General features: G+C 63.5%; 17 protein-coding genes and 1 tRNA gene. 10 read left to right on the top strand and 8 right to left on the bottom strand.

The genetic code is table 11. The annotated features are described in order from the left end of the window. Positions 1-41: 41 nt before the first annotated feature. From pstS to phoR, 7 genes are all read left to right on the top strand, one after another. The gene (pstS, locus tag ACTJLC_RS19720; protein ID WP_073431193.1) at positions 42-1,073 is read left to right on the top strand and encodes a phosphate ABC transporter substrate-binding protein PstS; all 1,032 of its coding nucleotides are present in this window, start codon (positions 42-44) and stop codon (positions 1,071-1,073) included. 132 nt (positions 1,074-1,205) lie between these two features. Further along, positions 1,206-2,207, top strand: a complete 1,002-nt coding sequence (gene pstC / locus ACTJLC_RS19715) for a phosphate ABC transporter permease PstC (protein ID WP_073431228.1) — start codon at positions 1,206-1,208, stop codon at positions 2,205-2,207. Beyond that, positions 2,204-3,100 (top strand): phosphate ABC transporter permease PstA, encoded by an 897-nt coding sequence (gene pstA, locus ACTJLC_RS19710; protein ID WP_073431194.1) that lies wholly within the window; start codon positions 2,204-2,206, stop codon positions 3,098-3,100. Before pstC ends, pstA begins: the two co-directional genes overlap by 4 nt. A gap of 17 nt (positions 3,101-3,117) precedes the next feature. Next, positions 3,118-3,966 carry a phosphate ABC transporter ATP-binding protein PstB gene (pstB, locus tag ACTJLC_RS19705; protein WP_073431195.1) on the top strand — a complete coding sequence of 283 codons (849 nt, stop codon included), beginning with the start codon at positions 3,118-3,120 and terminating at the stop codon, positions 3,964-3,966. Between the two features lie 28 nt (positions 3,967-3,994). Continuing rightward, positions 3,995-4,699, top strand: coding sequence for a phosphate signaling complex protein PhoU (gene phoU, locus ACTJLC_RS19700; RefSeq protein ID WP_073431196.1), 705 nt, complete (start codon positions 3,995-3,997; stop codon positions 4,697-4,699). Between the two features lie 26 nt (positions 4,700-4,725). After that, positions 4,726-5,427: a phosphate regulon transcriptional regulator PhoB gene (phoB, locus tag ACTJLC_RS19695; protein ID WP_073431197.1), complete on the top strand. Its 702-nt coding sequence runs from the start codon at positions 4,726-4,728 to the stop codon at positions 5,425-5,427. Positions 5,428-5,472: 45 nt separating this feature from the next. Further along, positions 5,473-6,786 (top strand): phosphate regulon sensor histidine kinase PhoR, encoded by a 1,314-nt coding sequence (phoR, locus tag ACTJLC_RS19690; protein WP_073431198.1) that lies wholly within the window; start codon positions 5,473-5,475, stop codon positions 6,784-6,786. A gap of 123 nt (positions 6,787-6,909) precedes the next feature. On the opposite strand, the gene ppk1 is transcribed toward phoR, so the two are convergent. Continuing rightward, a complete protein-coding gene (gene ppk1, locus ACTJLC_RS19685; RefSeq protein ID WP_083086618.1) occupies positions 6,910-8,973 on the bottom strand; it encodes a polyphosphate kinase 1 in 2,064 nt (687 codons plus the stop codon). Between the two features lie 202 nt (positions 8,974-9,175). On the opposite strand from ppk1, the gene ppx reads away from it, so the two are divergent. After that, a complete protein-coding gene (gene ppx, locus ACTJLC_RS19680) occupies positions 9,176-10,801 on the top strand; it encodes an exopolyphosphatase (protein ID WP_073431200.1) in 1,626 nt (541 codons plus the stop codon). A gap of 73 nt (positions 10,802-10,874) precedes the next feature. On the opposite strand, the gene ACTJLC_RS19675 is transcribed toward ppx, so the two are convergent. From ACTJLC_RS19675 to ACTJLC_RS19655, 5 genes are all read right to left on the bottom strand, one after another. Next, positions 10,875-11,687, bottom strand: coding sequence for a GNAT family N-acetyltransferase (locus ACTJLC_RS19675; RefSeq protein WP_073431201.1), 813 nt, complete (start codon positions 11,685-11,687; stop codon positions 10,875-10,877). Positions 11,688-11,886: 199 nt separating this feature from the next. After that, the gene (sixA, locus tag ACTJLC_RS19670; RefSeq protein WP_073431202.1) at positions 11,887-12,345 is read right to left on the bottom strand and encodes a phosphohistidine phosphatase SixA; all 459 of its coding nucleotides are present in this window, start codon (positions 12,343-12,345) and stop codon (positions 11,887-11,889) included. A 220-nt stretch (positions 12,346-12,565) separates the two neighbouring features. Further along, a tRNA-Pro gene (locus ACTJLC_RS19665) sits at positions 12,566-12,642 on the bottom strand. Positions 12,643-12,727: 85 nt separating this feature from the next. Beyond that, on the bottom strand, positions 12,728-12,886 hold the full coding sequence (locus ACTJLC_RS19660; protein ID WP_073431203.1) for a DUF3309 family protein: 159 nt from the start codon (positions 12,884-12,886) through the stop codon (positions 12,728-12,730). 470 nt (positions 12,887-13,356) lie between these two features. Continuing rightward, on the bottom strand, positions 13,357-13,536 hold the full coding sequence (locus ACTJLC_RS19655; RefSeq protein ID WP_073431204.1) for a hypothetical protein: 180 nt from the start codon (positions 13,534-13,536) through the stop codon (positions 13,357-13,359). Positions 13,537-13,786: 250 nt separating this feature from the next. On the opposite strand from ACTJLC_RS19655, the gene ACTJLC_RS19650 reads away from it, so the two are divergent. Then, the gene (locus ACTJLC_RS19650; RefSeq protein ID WP_159442590.1) at positions 13,787-13,960 is read left to right on the top strand and encodes a hypothetical protein; all 174 of its coding nucleotides are present in this window, start codon (positions 13,787-13,789) and stop codon (positions 13,958-13,960) included. Between the two features lie 263 nt (positions 13,961-14,223). Here the strand turns inward: ACTJLC_RS19650 and ACTJLC_RS19645 are convergent, their stop codons facing one another. Together ACTJLC_RS19645 and ACTJLC_RS19640 are read right to left on the bottom strand one after the other, a co-directional pair. Beyond that, on the bottom strand, positions 14,224-15,552 hold the full coding sequence (locus tag ACTJLC_RS19645; protein WP_073431229.1) for an MATE family efflux transporter: 1,329 nt from the start codon (positions 15,550-15,552) through the stop codon (positions 14,224-14,226). A gap of 56 nt (positions 15,553-15,608) precedes the next feature. After that, positions 15,609-15,917 carry a DUF2288 domain-containing protein gene (locus tag ACTJLC_RS19640; RefSeq protein WP_073431205.1) on the bottom strand — a complete coding sequence of 103 codons (309 nt, stop codon included), beginning with the start codon at positions 15,915-15,917 and terminating at the stop codon, positions 15,609-15,611. A 110-nt stretch (positions 15,918-16,027) separates the two neighbouring features. Between ACTJLC_RS19640 and ACTJLC_RS19635 the strand changes: the two genes are divergently transcribed. Beyond that, positions 16,028-16,768 carry a pentapeptide repeat-containing protein gene (locus tag ACTJLC_RS19635; protein ID WP_073431206.1) on the top strand — a complete coding sequence of 247 codons (741 nt, stop codon included), beginning with the start codon at positions 16,028-16,030 and terminating at the stop codon, positions 16,766-16,768. Positions 16,769-16,855: the final 87 nt, after the last annotated feature.

Here is a 16,855-nt window from a genome sequence, read left to right as displayed (position 1 = left end):
TTCGTGTTACTCGCTCACACCGCTCACACCTTGGAGGTCTCATGAAATTGATGCAAACCGTGTTCGCTGGCGTCGCTGGCGCGCTTTTCGCGATCGCAGCGCAAGCCGCAGACATCACCGGCGCGGGCAGCACCTTCGCAGCACCGATTTACACGAAATGGGCCGACGCCTACCAGAAGTCCGGCGGCGGTAAGGTTAACTACCAGGGCATCGGTTCGTCGGGCGGCGTGAAGCAGATCGTCGCGAAGACCGTCGACTTCGCCGGTTCGGACGCTCCGCTGAAGGACGAAGAACTCGCCAAGGAAGGCCTGTTCCAGTTCCCGACGGTGGTGGGCGGCGTGGTGCCGGTCGTCAACGTGCCGGGCGTGAAGCCGGCTGAACTGACGCTGTCGGGCGAAGTGCTCGGCGACATCTACCTGGGCAAGATCAAGAAGTGGAACGACCCGGCGATCGTCGCGCTGAACCCGAAGGTCAAGCTGCCGGATACCGACATCGCCGTGGTGCGCCGCGCCGACGGTTCGGGCACCAGCTTCATCTGGACGAACTATCTGTCGAAGGTCAACGCCGACTGGAAGTCGAAGGTCGGTGAAGGTTCGACGGTCAACTGGCCGACGGGCACGGGCGGCAAGGGCAACGACGGCGTCGCCGCCTTCGTGCAACGTCTGCCGGGCGCAATCGGCTATGTGGAATGGGCGTATGCCAAGCAGAACCACATGACGTATGTCGCACTGAAGAATTCGACGGGCACGGTCGTCGAGCCGAAGACGGAAACCTTCAAGGCAGCGGCAGCGGGCGCGGACTGGTCGAAGTCGTTCTACCAGATCCTGACGAACGAGCCGGGCAAGAACGCATGGCCGATCGTCGGCGCGACGTTCGTGCTGGTTCACACGACGCAGGAAAAGGCGCCGCAAGGCTCCGAAACGCTGAAGTTCTTCGACTGGGCATTCAAGAACGGCACGCAAGCCGCCAACGATCTGGACTACATCTCGCTGCCGGAGTCGGTGGTATCGGAAATCCGCACGCAGTGGAAGTCGAAGGTGAAGGACGCCGCGGGCAAGCCGCTCGCGGAGTAATTAAAGCGGTAGGCAGTCGCATCGCGTAACACGTTGGCCGTCCTCGCGCGAGGACGGCCAACGGCATTGACCGGCAACATCGCCGCGCGACAAGTGTCGTACGGCAACTGGAAACAGATCCATCAGGCTCTCATGTCCGATATCCATTTAGCGTCCGGCTCGTCGCGTTCGACCCCGCCCGGCAGCGCGTCGCAGCAGAAAGCGCCCAGCCGCGCCGGCGATATCATTTTCGGCGGCCTCGCACGCCTTGCGGCCATCGTCACGTTGCTGCTGCTCGGCGGCATCATCGTTTCGCTGATCGTCGCCTCGTTGCCCTCGATCAAGCAGTTCGGCCTCGCCTTCCTGTGGACCGCCGAATGGGATCCACCCAGCAAGCAATTCGGCGCACTGGTGCCCATCTACGGCACGGTCGCGACCTCGCTCATTGCACTCATCATCGCGGTGCCGGTCAGCTTCGGCATCGCGCTTTTCCTCACCGAACTCGCGCCCGCGTGGCTGCGCCGGCCGCTCGGCATCGCAATCGAACTGCTCGCCGCGATTCCGTCGATCGTGTACGGCATGTGGGGCCTGCTGGTGTTCGCGCCGATCTTCGCGACGTGGTTCGAGAAGCCGCTCGGCGCGGTGCTCGGCGGTATTCCGGTGGTGGGCGCGTTGTTTCAGGGCGCGCCGATCGGCATCGGCATTCTGTGCGCGGGCGTGATTCTCGCGATCATGATCATTCCGTACATCGCCTCGGTGATGCGCGACGTGTTCGAAGTCACGCCGGTGCTGCTGAAGGAATCGGCGTACGGCATCGGCTGCACGACGTGGGAAGTGATGTGGAAGATCGTGCTGCCTTTCACCAAGAGCGGCGTGATCGGCGGGGTGATGCTCGGCCTCGGCCGCGCGCTCGGCGAGACGATGGCGGTCACCTTCGTGATCGGCAACACCAATCTGCTCGACAACGTCTCGCTGTTTTCGCCGGGCAACAGTATTACCTCGGCGCTCGCCAATGAATTCGCCGAAGCCGATCCTGGCCTGCATACCTCGGCGCTGATGGAGCTCGGCCTGATCCTGTTCGTGATCACCTTCATCGTGCTGGCGATTTCGAAAATGATGCTGCTTCGCCTCGAGAAAGGGGAGGGCGCGAAATGAGCCAGTCCAGTCTGAATATGCCCGGCTCGAACGACGCCGTCGCGCTCGAAGCCATGCGCGTGCGCCTGCAAGGCCGCCGCCGCATGAAGAACGCGGTCGCGCTGACGCTGTCGCTCGCGGCGATGGCGTTCGGCTTGTTGTGGCTCGTGTGGATTCTCTATACGACGTTGCGCCTCGGCATCGGCGGTTTGTCGGTCGAACTGTTCACGCAATCGACGCCGCCGCCGAACACCGATGGCGGCGGGCTCGCCAATGCGATCGTCGGCAGCGTGATGCTGGTTGTCCTCGCGACCTTCGTCGGCACGCCGATCGGCATCCTGGCGGGCGTCTATCTCGCTGAATACGGGCAGAAAGGCTGGCTCGCCAGCGTCACGCGTTTCATCAACGACATTCTGTTGTCGGCGCCGTCGATCGTCGTGGGTCTGTTCGTCTACGCACTCGTGGTCGCGAAGATGGGCCACTTCAGCGGCTGGGCCGGCGTGTTCGCGCTCGCCTTGCTGCAGATTCCGATCGTGATCCGCACGACCGAAAACATGCTGAAGCTGGTGCCGAACGCGCTGCGTGAAGCCGCTTTCGCGCTCGGCACGCCGAAATGGAAGATGGTGCTGTCGATCACGCTGAAGGCGTCGGTCGCCGGTATCGTCACCGGCGTGCTGCTCGCGATCGCGCGCATCGCCGGCGAAACCGCGCCGCTGCTTTTCACGGCGCTGTCGAACCAGTTCTTCTCGCTCGACATGGGCCAGCCGGTCGCGAATCTGCCGGTCACGATCTACAAGTTTGCGATGAGCCCGTTCGCGCAGTGGCAATCACTCGCGTGGGCCGGCGTCTTCCTGATCACGCTCGCGGTGCTGGGATTGAACATCCTCGCGCGCACGATCTTCTCGAACAAGTAAGGGCGGAGTGTAATCCGATGAATATGGCAGAAACTCAACTCAATCCGATTTCGCGCCCGACCGCGCCCGCCGGTTTCGATCCCGCCCAGAGCGGTCAGGCGCAAGCTCAGTCGCGCCCGAAGATCGAGGTCAACGACCTCAACTTCTTCTACGGCAAGTATCACGCGCTGAAGAACATCAACCTGCGGATTCCCGAAGGCAAGGTGACCGCGTTCATCGGCCCGTCGGGTTGCGGCAAGTCGACCTTGTTGCGCACCTTCAACAAGATGTATGCGCTCTATCCGGAGCAACGCGCCGAAGGCGAGATCCTGATGGACGGCGAGAATCTGCTGACCTCGAAGCGCGATATCTCGCTGCTGCGCGCGCGGATCGGCATGGTGTTCCAGAAGCCGACGCCGTTCCCGATGTCGATCTACGACAACATCGCGTTCGGCGTGAAGATGTTCGAAACGCTGCCGCGCTCGGAGATGGACGACCGCGTGGAATGGGCGCTGACCAAGGCCGCGCTGTGGAACGAAGTGAAGGACAAGCTCGGCCAGAGCGGCTATGGGTTGTCGGGCGGTCAGCAGCAGCGTTTGTGCATCGCGCGCGGTATCGCGATCCGTCCCGAAGTGCTGTTGCTCGACGAACCGTGCTCCGCGCTGGACCCGATTTCGACGGGCCGTATCGAGGAATTGATCGCCGAACTGAAGAGCGATTACACGGTGGTGATCGTCACGCACAACATGCAACAGGCGGCCCGCTGTTCGGACTACACTGCCTATATGTACCTTGGCGAACTGATCGAGTTCGGCGACACCGAAAAGATCTTCATCAAGCCGGTCCGCAAGGAAACCGAGGATTACATCACTGGCCGCTTCGGCTAAGCCGCCGAGCACAATAACGGAGTACGACATGTCCGATAAACACCTGTCCAGCCAGTTCGACGCCGACCTGAATCTGGTTTCCTCGAAGGTGCTCGAAATGGGCGGCCTCGTCGAATCGCAGATCGTCAACGCCATGCGGGCGCTCAACGAATTCGATCTCGACATCGCCGAACAGGTGATCGCCGCCGAAGAGCGCCTGAACACGATGGAAATTGAAATCGACGAGGAGTGCAGCAACATCATCGCGCGCCGCCAGCCGGCCGCGCGCGACCTGCGCCTGTTGATCGCGATTTCCAAGACCATCACGAATCTCGAACGCGCCGGCGACGAAGCCGAAAAAATCGCCAAGCGCACCAAGCGGTTGATGGAAGACGGCGCGTCGCGCACCATCAATATCGCCGAGATCAAACTGTCGGGCGAAATGGCGGTGTCGATTCTGCGCCGCGCGCTGGACGCGTTCGCGCGTCTCGACACGGTGGCCGCCGCGCAGATCGTGCGCGACGACAAGGCGATCGACGAGGAATTCCGCGCGTTCGTTCGCAAGCTGATTTCGTACATGACCGAAGATCCGCGTTCGATTTCGGTGGGCCTCGATTTTCTGTTCATCGCCAAGGCGATCGAACGGATCGGCGACCACTCGAAGAACATCGCCGAATTCATCATCTACATCGTGAAGGGCACCGACGTGCGCCACAAGTCGCGCGACGCGCTCGAACGCGAAGCGCTCAGTTAATCCAGAGATAAGGACCAGAGGTGCCGATGCCCAGCAGCATTCTCGTCATTGAAGATGAGCCCGCCATTTCCGAACTGATTTCGGTGAATCTTCAACACGCCGGACACTGCCCGATTCGCGCGTACAACGCGGAGCAGGCGCAAAACCTGATCAGCGACGTGTTGCCCGATCTCGTCCTGCTCGACTGGATGCTGCCGGGCAAGTCCGGCATTGCGTTCGCGCGCGACCTACGCAGCAACGAGCGGACCAGGCACATTCCGATCATCATGCTGACCGCGCGTGGGGATGAGCAGGACAAGGTGCTCGGCCTCGAAATCGGCGCGGACGACTACGTCACCAAGCCGTTCTCGCCCAAGGAACTGATGGCGCGCATCAAGGCGGTGCTGCGCCGCCGCGCGCCGCAGCTTACCGAGGACGTGGTCGCGATCAACGGCCTGAAGCTCGATCCGGCGACGCATCGCGTGGCCGCGCATGCGGAAGGCAGCGAGATCAAGCTCGACCTCGGTCCGACCGAATTCCGTCTGCTGCACTTCTTCATGACGCATCCGGAGCGCGTGCATAGCCGCACGCAACTGCTCGATCAGGTGTGGGGCGATCATGTATTCGTCGAGGAACGCACGGTGGACGTGCACATCAAGCGCCTGCGCGCGGCGCTCAAGCCGGCCGGGTGCGATGCTATGATCGAGACGGTGCGCGGCAGCGGCTACCGGCTTGCGAAGAGCGCCTGAGCTCGCCGCCCCGGCGCATACGTCCTTCCTCTCGATCGCTAGACCATGAACATCATCTGGGCGCGCTCCATCGTGTCGGTCGTGCTGCTGGCTGTTCTGTGCGTGGTGGTCGGCGCGCTCGTGAGCGTCAAGGCGGCACTCGTCCTCGCGATCGTCTTGCTGCTCGCGCAGAGCTTCTTCAGCACTTTCCACAAGCAGCAGCTCTGGCGCCTGCTCGACGCGCCGGTTTACGGCGAGGTGCCGAGCGCCCCCGGCATCTGGGGCGAAATCTACTACCGTCTGCATAAGCTCGCGAAGCGCTGGCACGCTCAGGTGCGCCAGGTCGAGCAGCAGCATTCGCGTTTCATCCAGGCGATCCAGGCGTCGCCGAACGGTGTCGCGATGCTCGACGATCACGACCAGATCGAATGGTGCAACGCCATCTCCGAACTGCATTTCGGTCTCGACGCGAAGCGCGATCTGCGTCAGCACATCACGCATCTGGTGCGTCAGCCCGATTTCGTCCGCTACCTGAATTCGCATCGCTACGAAGAAATGCTGATCATGCGCGGCATGGGCGACAAGCGCCAGAACGTGCTGTCGGTGCAGGTGTTTCCCTACGGCGAAAACCGCAAGCTGGTGCTGTCGCAAGACATCACCGAACTGGAGCGCACCGACGCCATGCGGCGCGACTTCGTCGCCAACGTCTCGCATGAACTGAAGACGCCGCTCACGGTGCTCTCCGGTTTCCTCGAGACGATGCGCGAATTGCCGCTGAACGAAGCCGAACGCGGGCGTTATCTGGAACTGATGGAGCAGCAGGCCTCGCGCATGCGCCATATCGTCAACGATCTGCTGGTGCTCGCCAAGCTCGAGGGCGACAACAAGCCGCCGAGCGATCAGATGATCGACATGCGCGCGGTGCTGCGGCATCTGAAGCACGATGCGGAAAGCCTGTCGAGCGATCATCACAAGATCGCGTTCGACGTGGACGAGGGCCTCACCGTGACCGGGGTGGAAACGGAAATCCTCAGCGCGCTCGGCAATCTCGTGACGAATGCGATTCGCTACACGCCGGACGGCGGCGCAATCAGGGTGAACTGGCAGGCGAGCGGCGGCGGCGCGGTGTTCTCCGTCACCGATAGCGGCTTGGGCATTCCGGCGGCGGACATTCCGCGGCTGACCGAGCGCTTCTATCGCGTCGATCGCAGCCGCTCACGCGACACGGGCGGCACGGGCCTGGGCCTCGCGATCGTCAAGCACGTGCTGCAACGGCACGATGCACAACTCGAAGTGAAGAGCGAGGAAGGCCGCGGCAGTACCTTCACCGTGCGCTTTCCGACATATCGCACGGCACGCCGGCAACCGGCGCCGGCTTGAGCGGCGCGCGCAGCGACTGAAAAGACAAGCCCGCCTGGCAAGAACGCAAGGCGGGCTTTTTATCGCGTGTGGCCCGCGTATGGCCGGTTCACGCTCACCGAAGCGAGCGCCACGACCGTCAGCTCACGGGCAGAACTTCCCCAGCAAACTCATCTGCGCATTGCGCGACGATTTTCCCGGCCGGCGACGCCGATAGTGACCGTCGCTTTGCATCAGCCACGCGGACTGGTTGTCGCCGAGAAACGCCGACAGACCTTCGGCGATCACACGCCGCTTCAGGCGCCGGTTGTTGATCGGAAACGCGACTTCGACACGACGGAAGAAATTGCGGTCCATCCAGTCGGCGCTCGACAGATAAACCTGTTCCTTGCCGCCGTCGTAGAAGTAATAGATACGATGATGTTCGAGAAAGCGCCCGACGATCGAGCGTACCGTGATGTTCTCCGACAGCCCCGGCACGCCCGGCTGCAACGAACACACGCCGCGCACGATCAGATCGATCTTCACGCCCGCCTGTGACGCTTCGTATAGCTCGGCAATCACGGTGGGTTCGAGCAGCGCGTTCATCTTCGCGACGATGCGCGCCTTGTTGCCGGCGCGCGCATGCTCGGCCTCGGCGCGAATCGATTCAACGAGTTTTGGATGCAGCGTGAACGGCGATTGCCACAGTTCGTGCAGCTTCAGTTCGCCGCCAATGCCGGTCAGTTGCTGGAACACGTGGTGCACGTCTTCGCAGATCTTCTGATCGGCGGTCATCAGGCCGAAGTCGGTATAAAGACGCGCGGTGCGCGGATGATAGTTGCCGGTGCCGAGGTGGACGTAGCGCTTCAACGTGGTCTTGCCGCCGGCCGACACGCGCCGCACGATCAGCATCATCTTCGCGTGGCACTTGTGGCCCACCACGCCATACACCACGTGCGCGCCCACCGCTTCGAGCTGCGCCGCCCAGTTGATATTGGTTTCCTCGTCGAAGCGAGCGAGCAGTTCGACCACCACCGTCACCTCCTTGCCGTTGCGCGCGGCTTGCATCAGCGCGTCCATGAGCGGCGAGTCGGTGCCGGTGCGATAGATGGTTTGCTTGATCGCCACCACGTTCGGATCTTTTGCCGCCTGCAACAGCAGTTCCAGCACCGGCTGAAAGCTCTCATACGGATGATGCAGCAGCACGTCGCCCTGATCGATCACGTCGAACAGGCTGGTGCTGTTGGCGATCTGCGGCGGAATCGAAGGGATGTGCGGCACGAACTTCAGGTCGGGCCGGTCCACCATCTCCGGCAATTGCATGAGCCGAACGAGATTGACGGGGCCGTCGGCGAAATAGCAATCCTTGGTGGTGAGGCTGCTCTCGTCGAGCAGGCGCCGCACGACGTGCGCGGGCGTTTCCGCCGACACTTCCAACCGCACCGCATTGCCCAGATGGCGCGCGGGCAATTCGCCCTGCAACGCGACGCGCAGATTGGTGATCTCGTCTTCGTCGACGAACAGTTCGCTATTGCGCGTGATGCGAAACTGATTGCAGCTTCGTACCACCAGGTTCGGAAACAGCTCGCCGACAAAGCGCTGCAACAGCGAACTGAGCAGCACGAAACCATGCGGATAGCCCGACAGTTCCTGCGGCATGCGTACGAGCCGCGGCAGCGCGCGCGGCGCTTGCACGATGCCCATCATCGCCTGGCGGCCGAACGCGTCCTTGCCTTCGAGTTCGACGACGAAGTTCAGGCTCTTGTTGAGCACACGCGGAAACGGGTGCGCGGGGTCGAGCCCGATCGGCGTGAGCACCGGCAGCAGTTCATTGAAGAAATAGTCGCGCGCCCATTCGGTCTGCGCTTCGTTCCATGCTTCGGTGCCGTGAAAGTAGATGCCTTCCGCTTCGAGCGCGGTCAGCACCGTATCGTGCAGCATGGTGTATTGGCGATGCACGAGCTTCTGCGCGCGCTCGACCACGAGGTCGTAGACGTGCTGCAGCGACATGCCGTCCGGCGACAACGCGCCGGGGTTGTCGCGCATCTGTTCCTGCAGTCCGGCCATGCGGACTTCGAAAAATTCGTCGAGATTGCTACTGGTGATGCAAATGAAGCGCAGGCGTTCGAGCAAAGGAACGGCGGGGTCGGCTGCTTGCGCCAACACACGCTCGTTGAAACCCAGAATGCCCAGTTCGCGATTCAATAACGGGTAGCGGATGGACATCGGCAGCGAGAATGGAGGATCAGGTAGAGACGCGAAAAGACGCTCGGAAATTCTCACAGTATGATGACAAGGTTATGACATTCTCGATGTTATAAATTCTACGCCGTATTCGCCGCGTGTCGTCAATATGACGCAGTGCATATGGGACCATGGGGCACCCCCATTGCTGCGAGGTGACATCGTGAGGCCCCGTACGCTTAGAATGGCGTCTTTGAACAGCGCGGCCGGCCACAAGACGCCCAAAGCGCCGGGTGAGCATCCGGTGTCTTCCGCATCCACCGCCGCCGCGCTCGCGCGCATGGAGTCCGCTTACCCGATGGTCAATACGCCACAACTCCTCGCCGCCGTCGACCTCGGCTCCAACAGCTTCCGTCTGATCGTGGGCCGGGTCGAGGAAACCGACGCGGGCAGCCAGATCTATCAGGTCGACGCATTGCGTGAGCCGGTGCGTCTTGCCGCCGGTTTATCGCGCGACAAGATGCTCGATCGCGCCTCGCAAGTGCGCGGCTGGGACGCGCTCAAGCGGTTCGGCGAGCGGCTGCGCGACTTTCATCCCGACCACGTTCGCGCGGTCGCCACCAATACGCTGCGCATCGCCAAGAACGCGGGCGAATTTCTCGGTGAGGCGCAAGCCGCGCTCGGCTTCCCGATCGAGGTGATCGCCGGGCGCGAGGAAGCCCGCCTGATCTATGCGGGCGCCGCGCACTCGGTGCCCGCCAGCGCCGGCAAGCGACTCGTGGTCGACATCGGCGGCGGCTCGACGGAATTCATCATCGGTTCGCATTACACGCCGATCAAGATGGAGAGCCTGTACATCGGCTGCGTGAGCCATAGCCGGACGTTCTTCCCGGCAGGCAATGTCGACGAATACACGATGCGCCAGGCCGAACTCGCCGCGGGCCGCGAAATCCAGATCATTTCCGCCGAATACAAGAAAACCGGTTGGGAGCAGGCGATCGGTTCGTCCGGCACCGCGCGCGCGTTGGCCGAACTGGTCGAGGCCAACGGCTTCAACGATCCGGGCGTCACCCACGGCATTTCGCGCGGCGGGCTGGAGCGGCTCAAGCGCGCGTTGATCAAGGCGGAGAACGTCAATCGTTTGAAGCTCGTCGCGTTGAAGAGCGATCGCGTGCCGGTGCTGGCCGGCGGCCTGTCGATCATGATCGCGGTGTTCGACGAACTCGGCGTCGATTACGTCGATACGACAGACGGCGCACTGCGTCTCGGCGTGCTGTACGACCTGCTGGGCCGTTCGCAGCACGAAGACATGCGCACGGTCACGGTGGAGGGCTTCATGCGCCGCTATGGCGTGGATCGTGCGCAGGCCGGGCGTATCGGCGAACTCGCGGTGCGCTTTTACGACCAGTTCGCGGAGCCGGACGAGGAACGCCGGCTGGAAAACCGCATGTTCCTCGGTTGGGCGGCGGCGCTGCATGAAATCGGGCTATCGATTTCGCACAGCGCGTATCACAAGCATTCGGCCTATATCGCCAGCAACGCGGACATGCCGGGTTTTTCACGCACCGACCAGGCGCGGCTCGCCGCGCTCGTGCTCGGTCACGCGGGCAAGCTCGGCAAGCTCTCGCAAACGCGTGAAGTGGAATGGCCGCTGCTCTTCTGTCTGCGGCTCGCGGCGCTGTTGTGCCGCCGCCGTGCGGATGTCGGCTTGCCGAATATCGCGGTTGCGCAGGCCAACGGCGGCTATGAGGTGCGTCTGCCGAACGAATGGGTGGCGAACAATCCGCTGACCGACTACAGCCTGATCCAGGAAGCCGCGGAATGGGAGAAGGTTGGCATCCCGTATCGGGTGGTTTATACCGACGATTGAAGCGCGTCTCATCGTCGGTGAAAAGAGAAAAGCCCGGTCATTGCCGGGCTTTTCTTTTGAACATCGCCGCTGCTCAGCGCGGCATCGCATCGCCGAGGAAGTGGCGGGCGTAACGCGCATTGATGTCGGACAGACGGAACAGCGTCAGGAAGTCCGCGGTGTTGAAGTCGGGATCCCATGCGGGCGCGCCGCAAATCTTCGCGCCCAGACGCAGATAACCCTTCACGAGCGGCGGCGGCGCGACATCGGCGCCCGTTTGCAATTCGTCCACGGGCAACGGCGTGTGCGGGAACGCGCGATATTCCGGCGCCGTCATGGCGTTATCGCGCAGCGAGCAATACAGATTCGCCGCGTAGTGGCCGCCGTCGACCATCGCGACGCTCGCGCAGCCGAGCATCGTTTCGTAGCCGTTGTGTTTCATGTACCCGGCGAGCCCGGCCCATAGCGACATGATCACCGAGCCGCTGCGATAGTCGGGATGCACGCATGAGCGGCCCACTTCGACCATCTTCGCGCGCAGGTGCGTGAGACGCGACACGTCGAATTCGCTTTCCGCATACAGGCGCCCGATGCGTGCCGCCTGGTGTGGCGGCAACGCGCGATACGTGCCGACCACTTTCAGCGTGTCGAGATCGCGCACCAGCAGATGATCGCAGTAGTTGTCGAATGCATCGACGTCGAGACCCGTGGGGCCCGTCAGGCGCGCGCCCATTTCGTCGGCGAAAACGCGGTAGCGCAGACGCTGCGCCTCGCGCAGTTCTTCATCCGTGCGGGCCCACGTGACTTGCAGGCGATGCTGGGCGGTGACCGTCTCTTCGGCGCGCGGCAGACGACGCAACTCGAAGATCGAAGCGAGGGGCAGGGTAGGCGTCGGCAGTTCTCGCATGGGGCGTCCTGGTCGAAAAAAGGGAGAATTCTTTTTTCGCCAATGTAGTAACGCCCGGTGACGCTCGCATGGCAAAGCCGTGACGATTGGATGACTGCCCGTCAGCATGAGGAGCTTGCGGCTCGCCATGCCGCGCTTTCGCAAGCGGGTTTTGCGCTGGCGGCACGCGTTGTTGCGCGGGCTTTGAACGCCGCGTTGCCTAGATCAGATCGGGACTGATCGCGGCGCGCAGCACGGCCTGTTCATCACCGTCGCGTTCACGGCTCGCGATCCACCATACGCCGGCTTTTTTCAGTGGCCAGCTTGCCTCGCTGTCGCCGACGAGCCGCGCGGCGACGTGGCCGAGCGTGGGTTGATGGCCGACCACCACCACCGTTTGCGCGATGCCCTTGGGCCAGCCGGCCGCCTCAAGCACGTCATTGGCGCTGGCGTTGGGCGCGAGTTCGCGCATCACGCGATACTGGTCGCTCAACGTCTCGGCGGTTTGAATGGTGCGTACGGCCGGACTCGCGAGGACCACGGCGTCGTCGGGCAGCCGCGCGCGCAGCCATTTGGCGACGTTTTGCGCCTGCTTGCGGCCCCGGGTAGTGAGCGCCCGGGACAGATCGCTGGCGGCAAAGTCTTCGGCTTCGGCGTGACGCCAGAGAATCAGGTCCATGCATGTCTCCTTGATTCTGGTTGCTGGGGTTTGCTACGGTTGGCGGCCAGGGTGGCTGCGCGGGTTTTTGCCCGTTTTCACTCACTGTCGCATGCGGCATTGTGAGTCCGCAAGTCGATGCCCTCATCGATTCCTAAGTGAAACGCCCGCTAGCAAATGCAACGCCCAAAAGCAAAAACCCGCGAAGCCGGAGGCGACGCGGGTTTCGTATTGCTTTTCGTGGTCGGAGCGAAAGGATTCGAACCTTCGACCCTCTGATCCCAAATCAGATGCGCTACCAGGCTGCGCTACGCTCCGACGAATCCGAGATTCTATCTGGCATTGGGTGCCAGAGTCAATCACGAATTGCGCCGGCGCGAAAAGGCAGCGCGCGGCCATGCTTCTATAGCCGCCCCATCACGAGCAATGCGATCACGATGATCAAGACGACGCCGATCACGCCGGTCGGCGCATAGCCCCAACCGCTGCTGTACGGCCAACTCGGCAATGCGCCAATCAGCAGAAGGATGAGCACGATAAGCAGTATGGTTCCGATGGTCATTCGAGTTCTCCTGTCCGGCCCTCAGAGGCTGGGCCACATGGTCTGATGGTCGGCGCATGCACGCCGGGACGATCGGCGCGCGGCATGCGCGCCTTCAGGTGTGAGTGAGCAAGGCACGTGCCTATCGGGGAACAAGGCGGGCAGGGCAAGCCGCCGGGCGTGTGGGTGCGCGTTGTGGGGCGACGGTGTTTTCATGTCACTGCAGGCAGGAAAAACTTGCGCGCGCGGCGCCTGTATTCGGGGCGGTGTTTGATGGGCGACGGCGTGCATGCAAGGCGTTGCAGCCGGGGCGGGCCGATAACGATCGTAGCCGGCGCGCGGTAGCCGTGGCGACACAGTCGTCGTAGTGGTCAAAAGAATCGACGTGCGCGAGCGCCGCGCCGTCGGGTGCGGTTCCCGCTTGGCCCGGGAGTCGCTACCGCGTTGTCAACCGAATCCACGAAAAGGCCGAACGAGCGCGAGTACCCTGTTCAGTGCCGGCGACGCATCCAGTGCGGCATATGCATGTGCTGATGGGTGACCCAGTGATGCAGCATGCCTTCGCCGTGGTGCTCGCGCTTGTATTCCCGCGATTCGAAAATCGACAGCGCCAGCAGCACGAGCAGACCTATTGCGAGCCCGACCAGACCTGCGATCGATTCAGCGTCCATGGCAGTCTCCTATGACGTGCGCCTGTGACATCAATAGTAGGTCACGCCCGGCGATTTGGGAGCCGAAGAGCGCTTGCCGCAATACGGGAAACCGAAATCCGTCGCGGTGTGTCCAGGCGTCTTTCAGGGATGTACCTCGCTTATCGCGGCGCCGGGGAATGGGCTTTGCGGGTAGACTCTCGGCGCCTGGTTGCAAGCGCGTCTGGTTTGCGCTCGCTGCCGCTACTTCATTCTGTTCCGGGAGAGATTGGTGTCCATGATTCGCGTCCCATTGGTTGTGCTGCTGCTGGTCGCTGGCCTCGCCGGCTGTGCGAGCGGTCCCGGCCGTCACGGCGGTCCGCCGCCGCAAGATCCCGCCGACTATCACGGGGTGCCCACCGATAATCGGCCGCCCTCGATGGTGCCCGCGCCGGTCTCGCCTTGAGCGTCGACTGAAGATCAAAGCGAAAGCGCCGACGCACGCGCGCTCACAGTTACGCATGCAGTTCGCACGGAGCGCGCGGGCTGCGGTCATTCCAGAGCCCATCTCATGCGCGACACGCATGCGCCTGTTTCAAGCCATCACCGCGCCGCGGCCGGAATGCATGAGATCGTTGCGCGTCATGCCTTGACGGCAGGCGCAAAGCACCGCCTCGCGTCAGATTCGCGTTGCAACAAAGGCATGCCACTCGGACGCACAATCGACGGCTAGCCGTTCGCACCCGCCATGCCGCGCACGATGCCCGGCAGGTAGCGCGCGAGCGTCACGCCCCGCGCGGCCATGAAGATCAGCATCGCGGCCCACAAACCGTGATTGGCGAAGAGCGCCAGCAACAGCCACGACGCCGCCACGAACACCGCGAACGACACCACCATCGACATCATCAGTTCGCGCGTTCGCGTCGCGCCGATGAACACGCCGTCGAGCACGAAGCCCCACACCGACACCACGGGCGACAACGCGGCCCAAGGCAGATACGTTTCAGCGGCGGCGCGCACCGCGGCCTGATCGGTCAGTCGCTCGACGATCCATGCGCCCGCGCCCCAATACACGAGCGAGAAACCCAGCGCGCCGAGCGCGGACCACAGCGCCGTCACGCTAATGGCCTGTCTGAAGCCGTGGCGGTCGCGCGCGCCGATCGCCGCGCCGACGAGCGCTTCGGCGGCGTGCGCGAAGCCGTCGAGTCCGTAGGCCATGAAGGTTTGAAAATTCAGCAGCAGCGCGTTGGCGGCGAGGATGGCGTCGCCCTGGCTCGCGCCGAGATGCGCGAACCAGCCAAACGACAGAAGCAGGCACAGCGTGCGGACGAAGATGTCGCGATTGAGCACCACCAGACGCCTGAGCGCCGCCGCGTCGAGCAAGGCCGCGCGGTTCAGCGCGGGCAAACCGCGCGGCCGGCCGCGCCACAGCAGCGCGGCGCCGAGCACGAAGCCGAGCGCGTCGGCCGTGGCGGTCGCGGCGCCGATGCCGGCCACGCCCCAGTCGAAGCCATGCACATACAGCAGTACCGCCACGATGTTCACGCTGTTGATGAACACTTGCGAGAGCAGCGCGAGTCGCACTTGCTGCGTGCCGAGCAGCCAGCCGAGCACGACGTAATTGCCGAGCGCGAGCGGGGCCGCCCAGATGCGCGCGTGGCAGTAGATGCGCGCTTGATGCTGCACGGCCTCGCTGCCGCCGATCGCGCGCAACGTGTACTCGATCAGCGGCATTTGCAGCGCCAGCACCGCCGCGCCGATGGCGGCTGCGAGCAGCAGCGCGCGCACGACGTCGTTGCGCAGCCCGGCCTCGTCGCGCGCACCATGCGCTTGCGCGACGAGGCCCGTGGTCCCCATGCGCAAAAAGCCGAAGCCCCAGAACACGAAGTTGAAAAAGACGCCGCCGAGCGCCACGCCGCCGAGATACGACGCGCCGTCGAGATGGCCGGCGACGGCGGTGTCGACCGCGCCGAGAATCGGCTGCGTCAGATTGGCGAGGACGATGGGAAACGCCAGCGTCAGCACCCGGCGATGCCAGTGCGCGGGCACTGCGGGCATGGCAGCGCCCGCGCCGTCTCGCAAGGCGGCTTCCTTCGGGCCGTGCGCGGGTTCGCTCAACCGCGTTCCTGCACGCACACCCAAGGAGAGACGACCACCGCCCACAGATCGGGATCGCGCGCGGCGAAATCCGCGGCGGTTTCCGCCTGCACGCGTTCGACGAGGCCGGCGGACAGCCATTGCGTGACCTGCGTGGTGTCGTCGCTGGCGATGGCTTCGGCGACGCTGACCAGATCGAGGTCGCGTGCGACGCGCAGCAGCATGCCGCGCGCGAAAAAGCGTTCGAGTTCGGGCCAGCCGATCTTGGCGGTTTCGGCGAGCAGTTTCGCGTACAGCGGGCTGTGGGTGGCGTCGTTGGAAGTCATCGTTCGCGCGTTTTTGACGGGCCGTCACTATAAACCATTGGCGCGGACCGCCAGGGCGGCGCGCATTCCGGTAGGCTTTGGGCCTTGCGAAATTCTGATTCTGAACCCTCATGTCACTCGATTCAACGGCGCCGGCTGCGGGCGCGCAAGCTCATCAAGTGCTCGGCGCCACGCTTGCGCGGGCCGACGTGGAGCGCCTCATCGCGGCGAATCGCGCGAGCGATAGCGAGCCGCCCCGGCAGCCGCTTCATTTCGCCGACTGCGATTTCGAAGGCGCCGATCTGTCGCGGCTCGATCTGCGCGGCGCCGAATTTCATCGCTGCACGATTGTGGAGACCTCGTTTTTCGGCGCGACGCTCTCGCAGACGCGCTGGGTCCGTTGTCGCGGGCGCGAGGCGGATTTCGCGTCCGCCGACCTGGTCGACGCGGCGTTCCAGTCGAGCGATCTGAACAACACCAGTTGGCGGCGCGCCAAGCTCGCGTCGGTGTCGTTTCACGGCTGCAAGCTGACGGGCGCGAATTTCGAGGCTTGCGCCGCGCTTGGCTTGAGCTTCGTCGAGAGCTTGCTGGTGGGCGCGCATTTGCGCGGCCTGTCGTTTCGCAAGGCCACGCTCCAGCAACTCGATTTCTCGGATGCCGATCTCGCCGGCGTCGATTTCCGTGAGGCGATCTTCGAGGGCGGCAGCCTGAAGGACGCGCATCTGAAGGGCGCACGCTTCGACGGCGCCGATTTGCGCGAAGCCGATTTGAGCGGCGTGCGGCTTGTCGATGCGGCGCTCTTCAAGGGCGCGACGATTTCGCATCATCAAGCTGCGGTGCTCGTCACCGAGCTCGGTTTGCGAGTCATGTGAGCCGGAGTTTTAGCCGGCCGGGCGAGACCAATGGCCGGTTCGAATCGACGGGCGACGCGCATATCATTCCATTGGTAGAATGAATAA

Source organism: Paraburkholderia sp. 22099 (assembly GCF_052045835.1).
In the GTDB taxonomy this organism is placed as follows: Bacteria; Pseudomonadota; Gammaproteobacteria; order Burkholderiales; family Burkholderiaceae; genus Paraburkholderia; species Paraburkholderia terricola.
This window is presented reverse-complemented; position numbering and strand designations above follow the sequence as displayed.

Excerpts from the sequence above, each read along its gene's own strand:
- pstS (WP_073431193.1), top strand. The coding sequence starts at position 42 with ATGAAATTGATGCAAACCGTGTTCGCTGGCGTCGCTGGCGCGCTTTTC.
- pstC (WP_073431228.1), top strand. The coding sequence starts at position 1,206 with ATGTCCGATATCCATTTAGCGTCCGGCTCGTCGCGTTCGACCCCGCCC.
- pstA (WP_073431194.1), top strand. The coding sequence starts at position 2,204 with ATGAGCCAGTCCAGTCTGAATATGCCCGGCTCGAACGACGCCGTCGCG.
- pstB (WP_073431195.1), top strand. The coding sequence starts at position 3,118 with ATGAATATGGCAGAAACTCAACTCAATCCGATTTCGCGCCCGACCGCG.
- phoU (WP_073431196.1), top strand. The coding sequence starts at position 3,995 with ATGTCCGATAAACACCTGTCCAGCCAGTTCGACGCCGACCTGAATCTG.
- phoB (WP_073431197.1), top strand. The coding sequence starts at position 4,726 with ATGCCCAGCAGCATTCTCGTCATTGAAGATGAGCCCGCCATTTCCGAA.
- phoR (WP_073431198.1), top strand. The coding sequence starts at position 5,473 with ATGAACATCATCTGGGCGCGCTCCATCGTGTCGGTCGTGCTGCTGGCT.
- ppk1 (WP_083086618.1), bottom strand. The coding sequence starts at position 8,973 with ATGTCCATCCGCTACCCGTTATTGAATCGCGAACTGGGCATTCTGGGT.
- ppx (WP_073431200.1), top strand. The coding sequence starts at position 9,176 with ATGGCGTCTTTGAACAGCGCGGCCGGCCACAAGACGCCCAAAGCGCCG.
- ACTJLC_RS19675 (WP_073431201.1), bottom strand. The coding sequence starts at position 11,687 with ATGCGAGAACTGCCGACGCCTACCCTGCCCCTCGCTTCGATCTTCGAG.
- sixA (WP_073431202.1), bottom strand. The coding sequence starts at position 12,345 with ATGGACCTGATTCTCTGGCGTCACGCCGAAGCCGAAGACTTTGCCGCC.
- ACTJLC_RS19660 (WP_073431203.1), bottom strand. The coding sequence starts at position 12,886 with ATGACCATCGGAACCATACTGCTTATCGTGCTCATCCTTCTGCTGATT.
- ACTJLC_RS19655 (WP_073431204.1), bottom strand. The coding sequence starts at position 13,536 with ATGGACGCTGAATCGATCGCAGGTCTGGTCGGGCTCGCAATAGGTCTG.
- ACTJLC_RS19645 (WP_073431229.1), bottom strand. The coding sequence starts at position 15,552 with ATGCCCGCAGTGCCCGCGCACTGGCATCGCCGGGTGCTGACGCTGGCG.
- ACTJLC_RS19640 (WP_073431205.1), bottom strand. The coding sequence starts at position 15,917 with ATGACTTCCAACGACGCCACCCACAGCCCGCTGTACGCGAAACTGCTC.
- ACTJLC_RS19635 (WP_073431206.1), top strand. The coding sequence starts at position 16,028 with ATGTCACTCGATTCAACGGCGCCGGCTGCGGGCGCGCAAGCTCATCAA.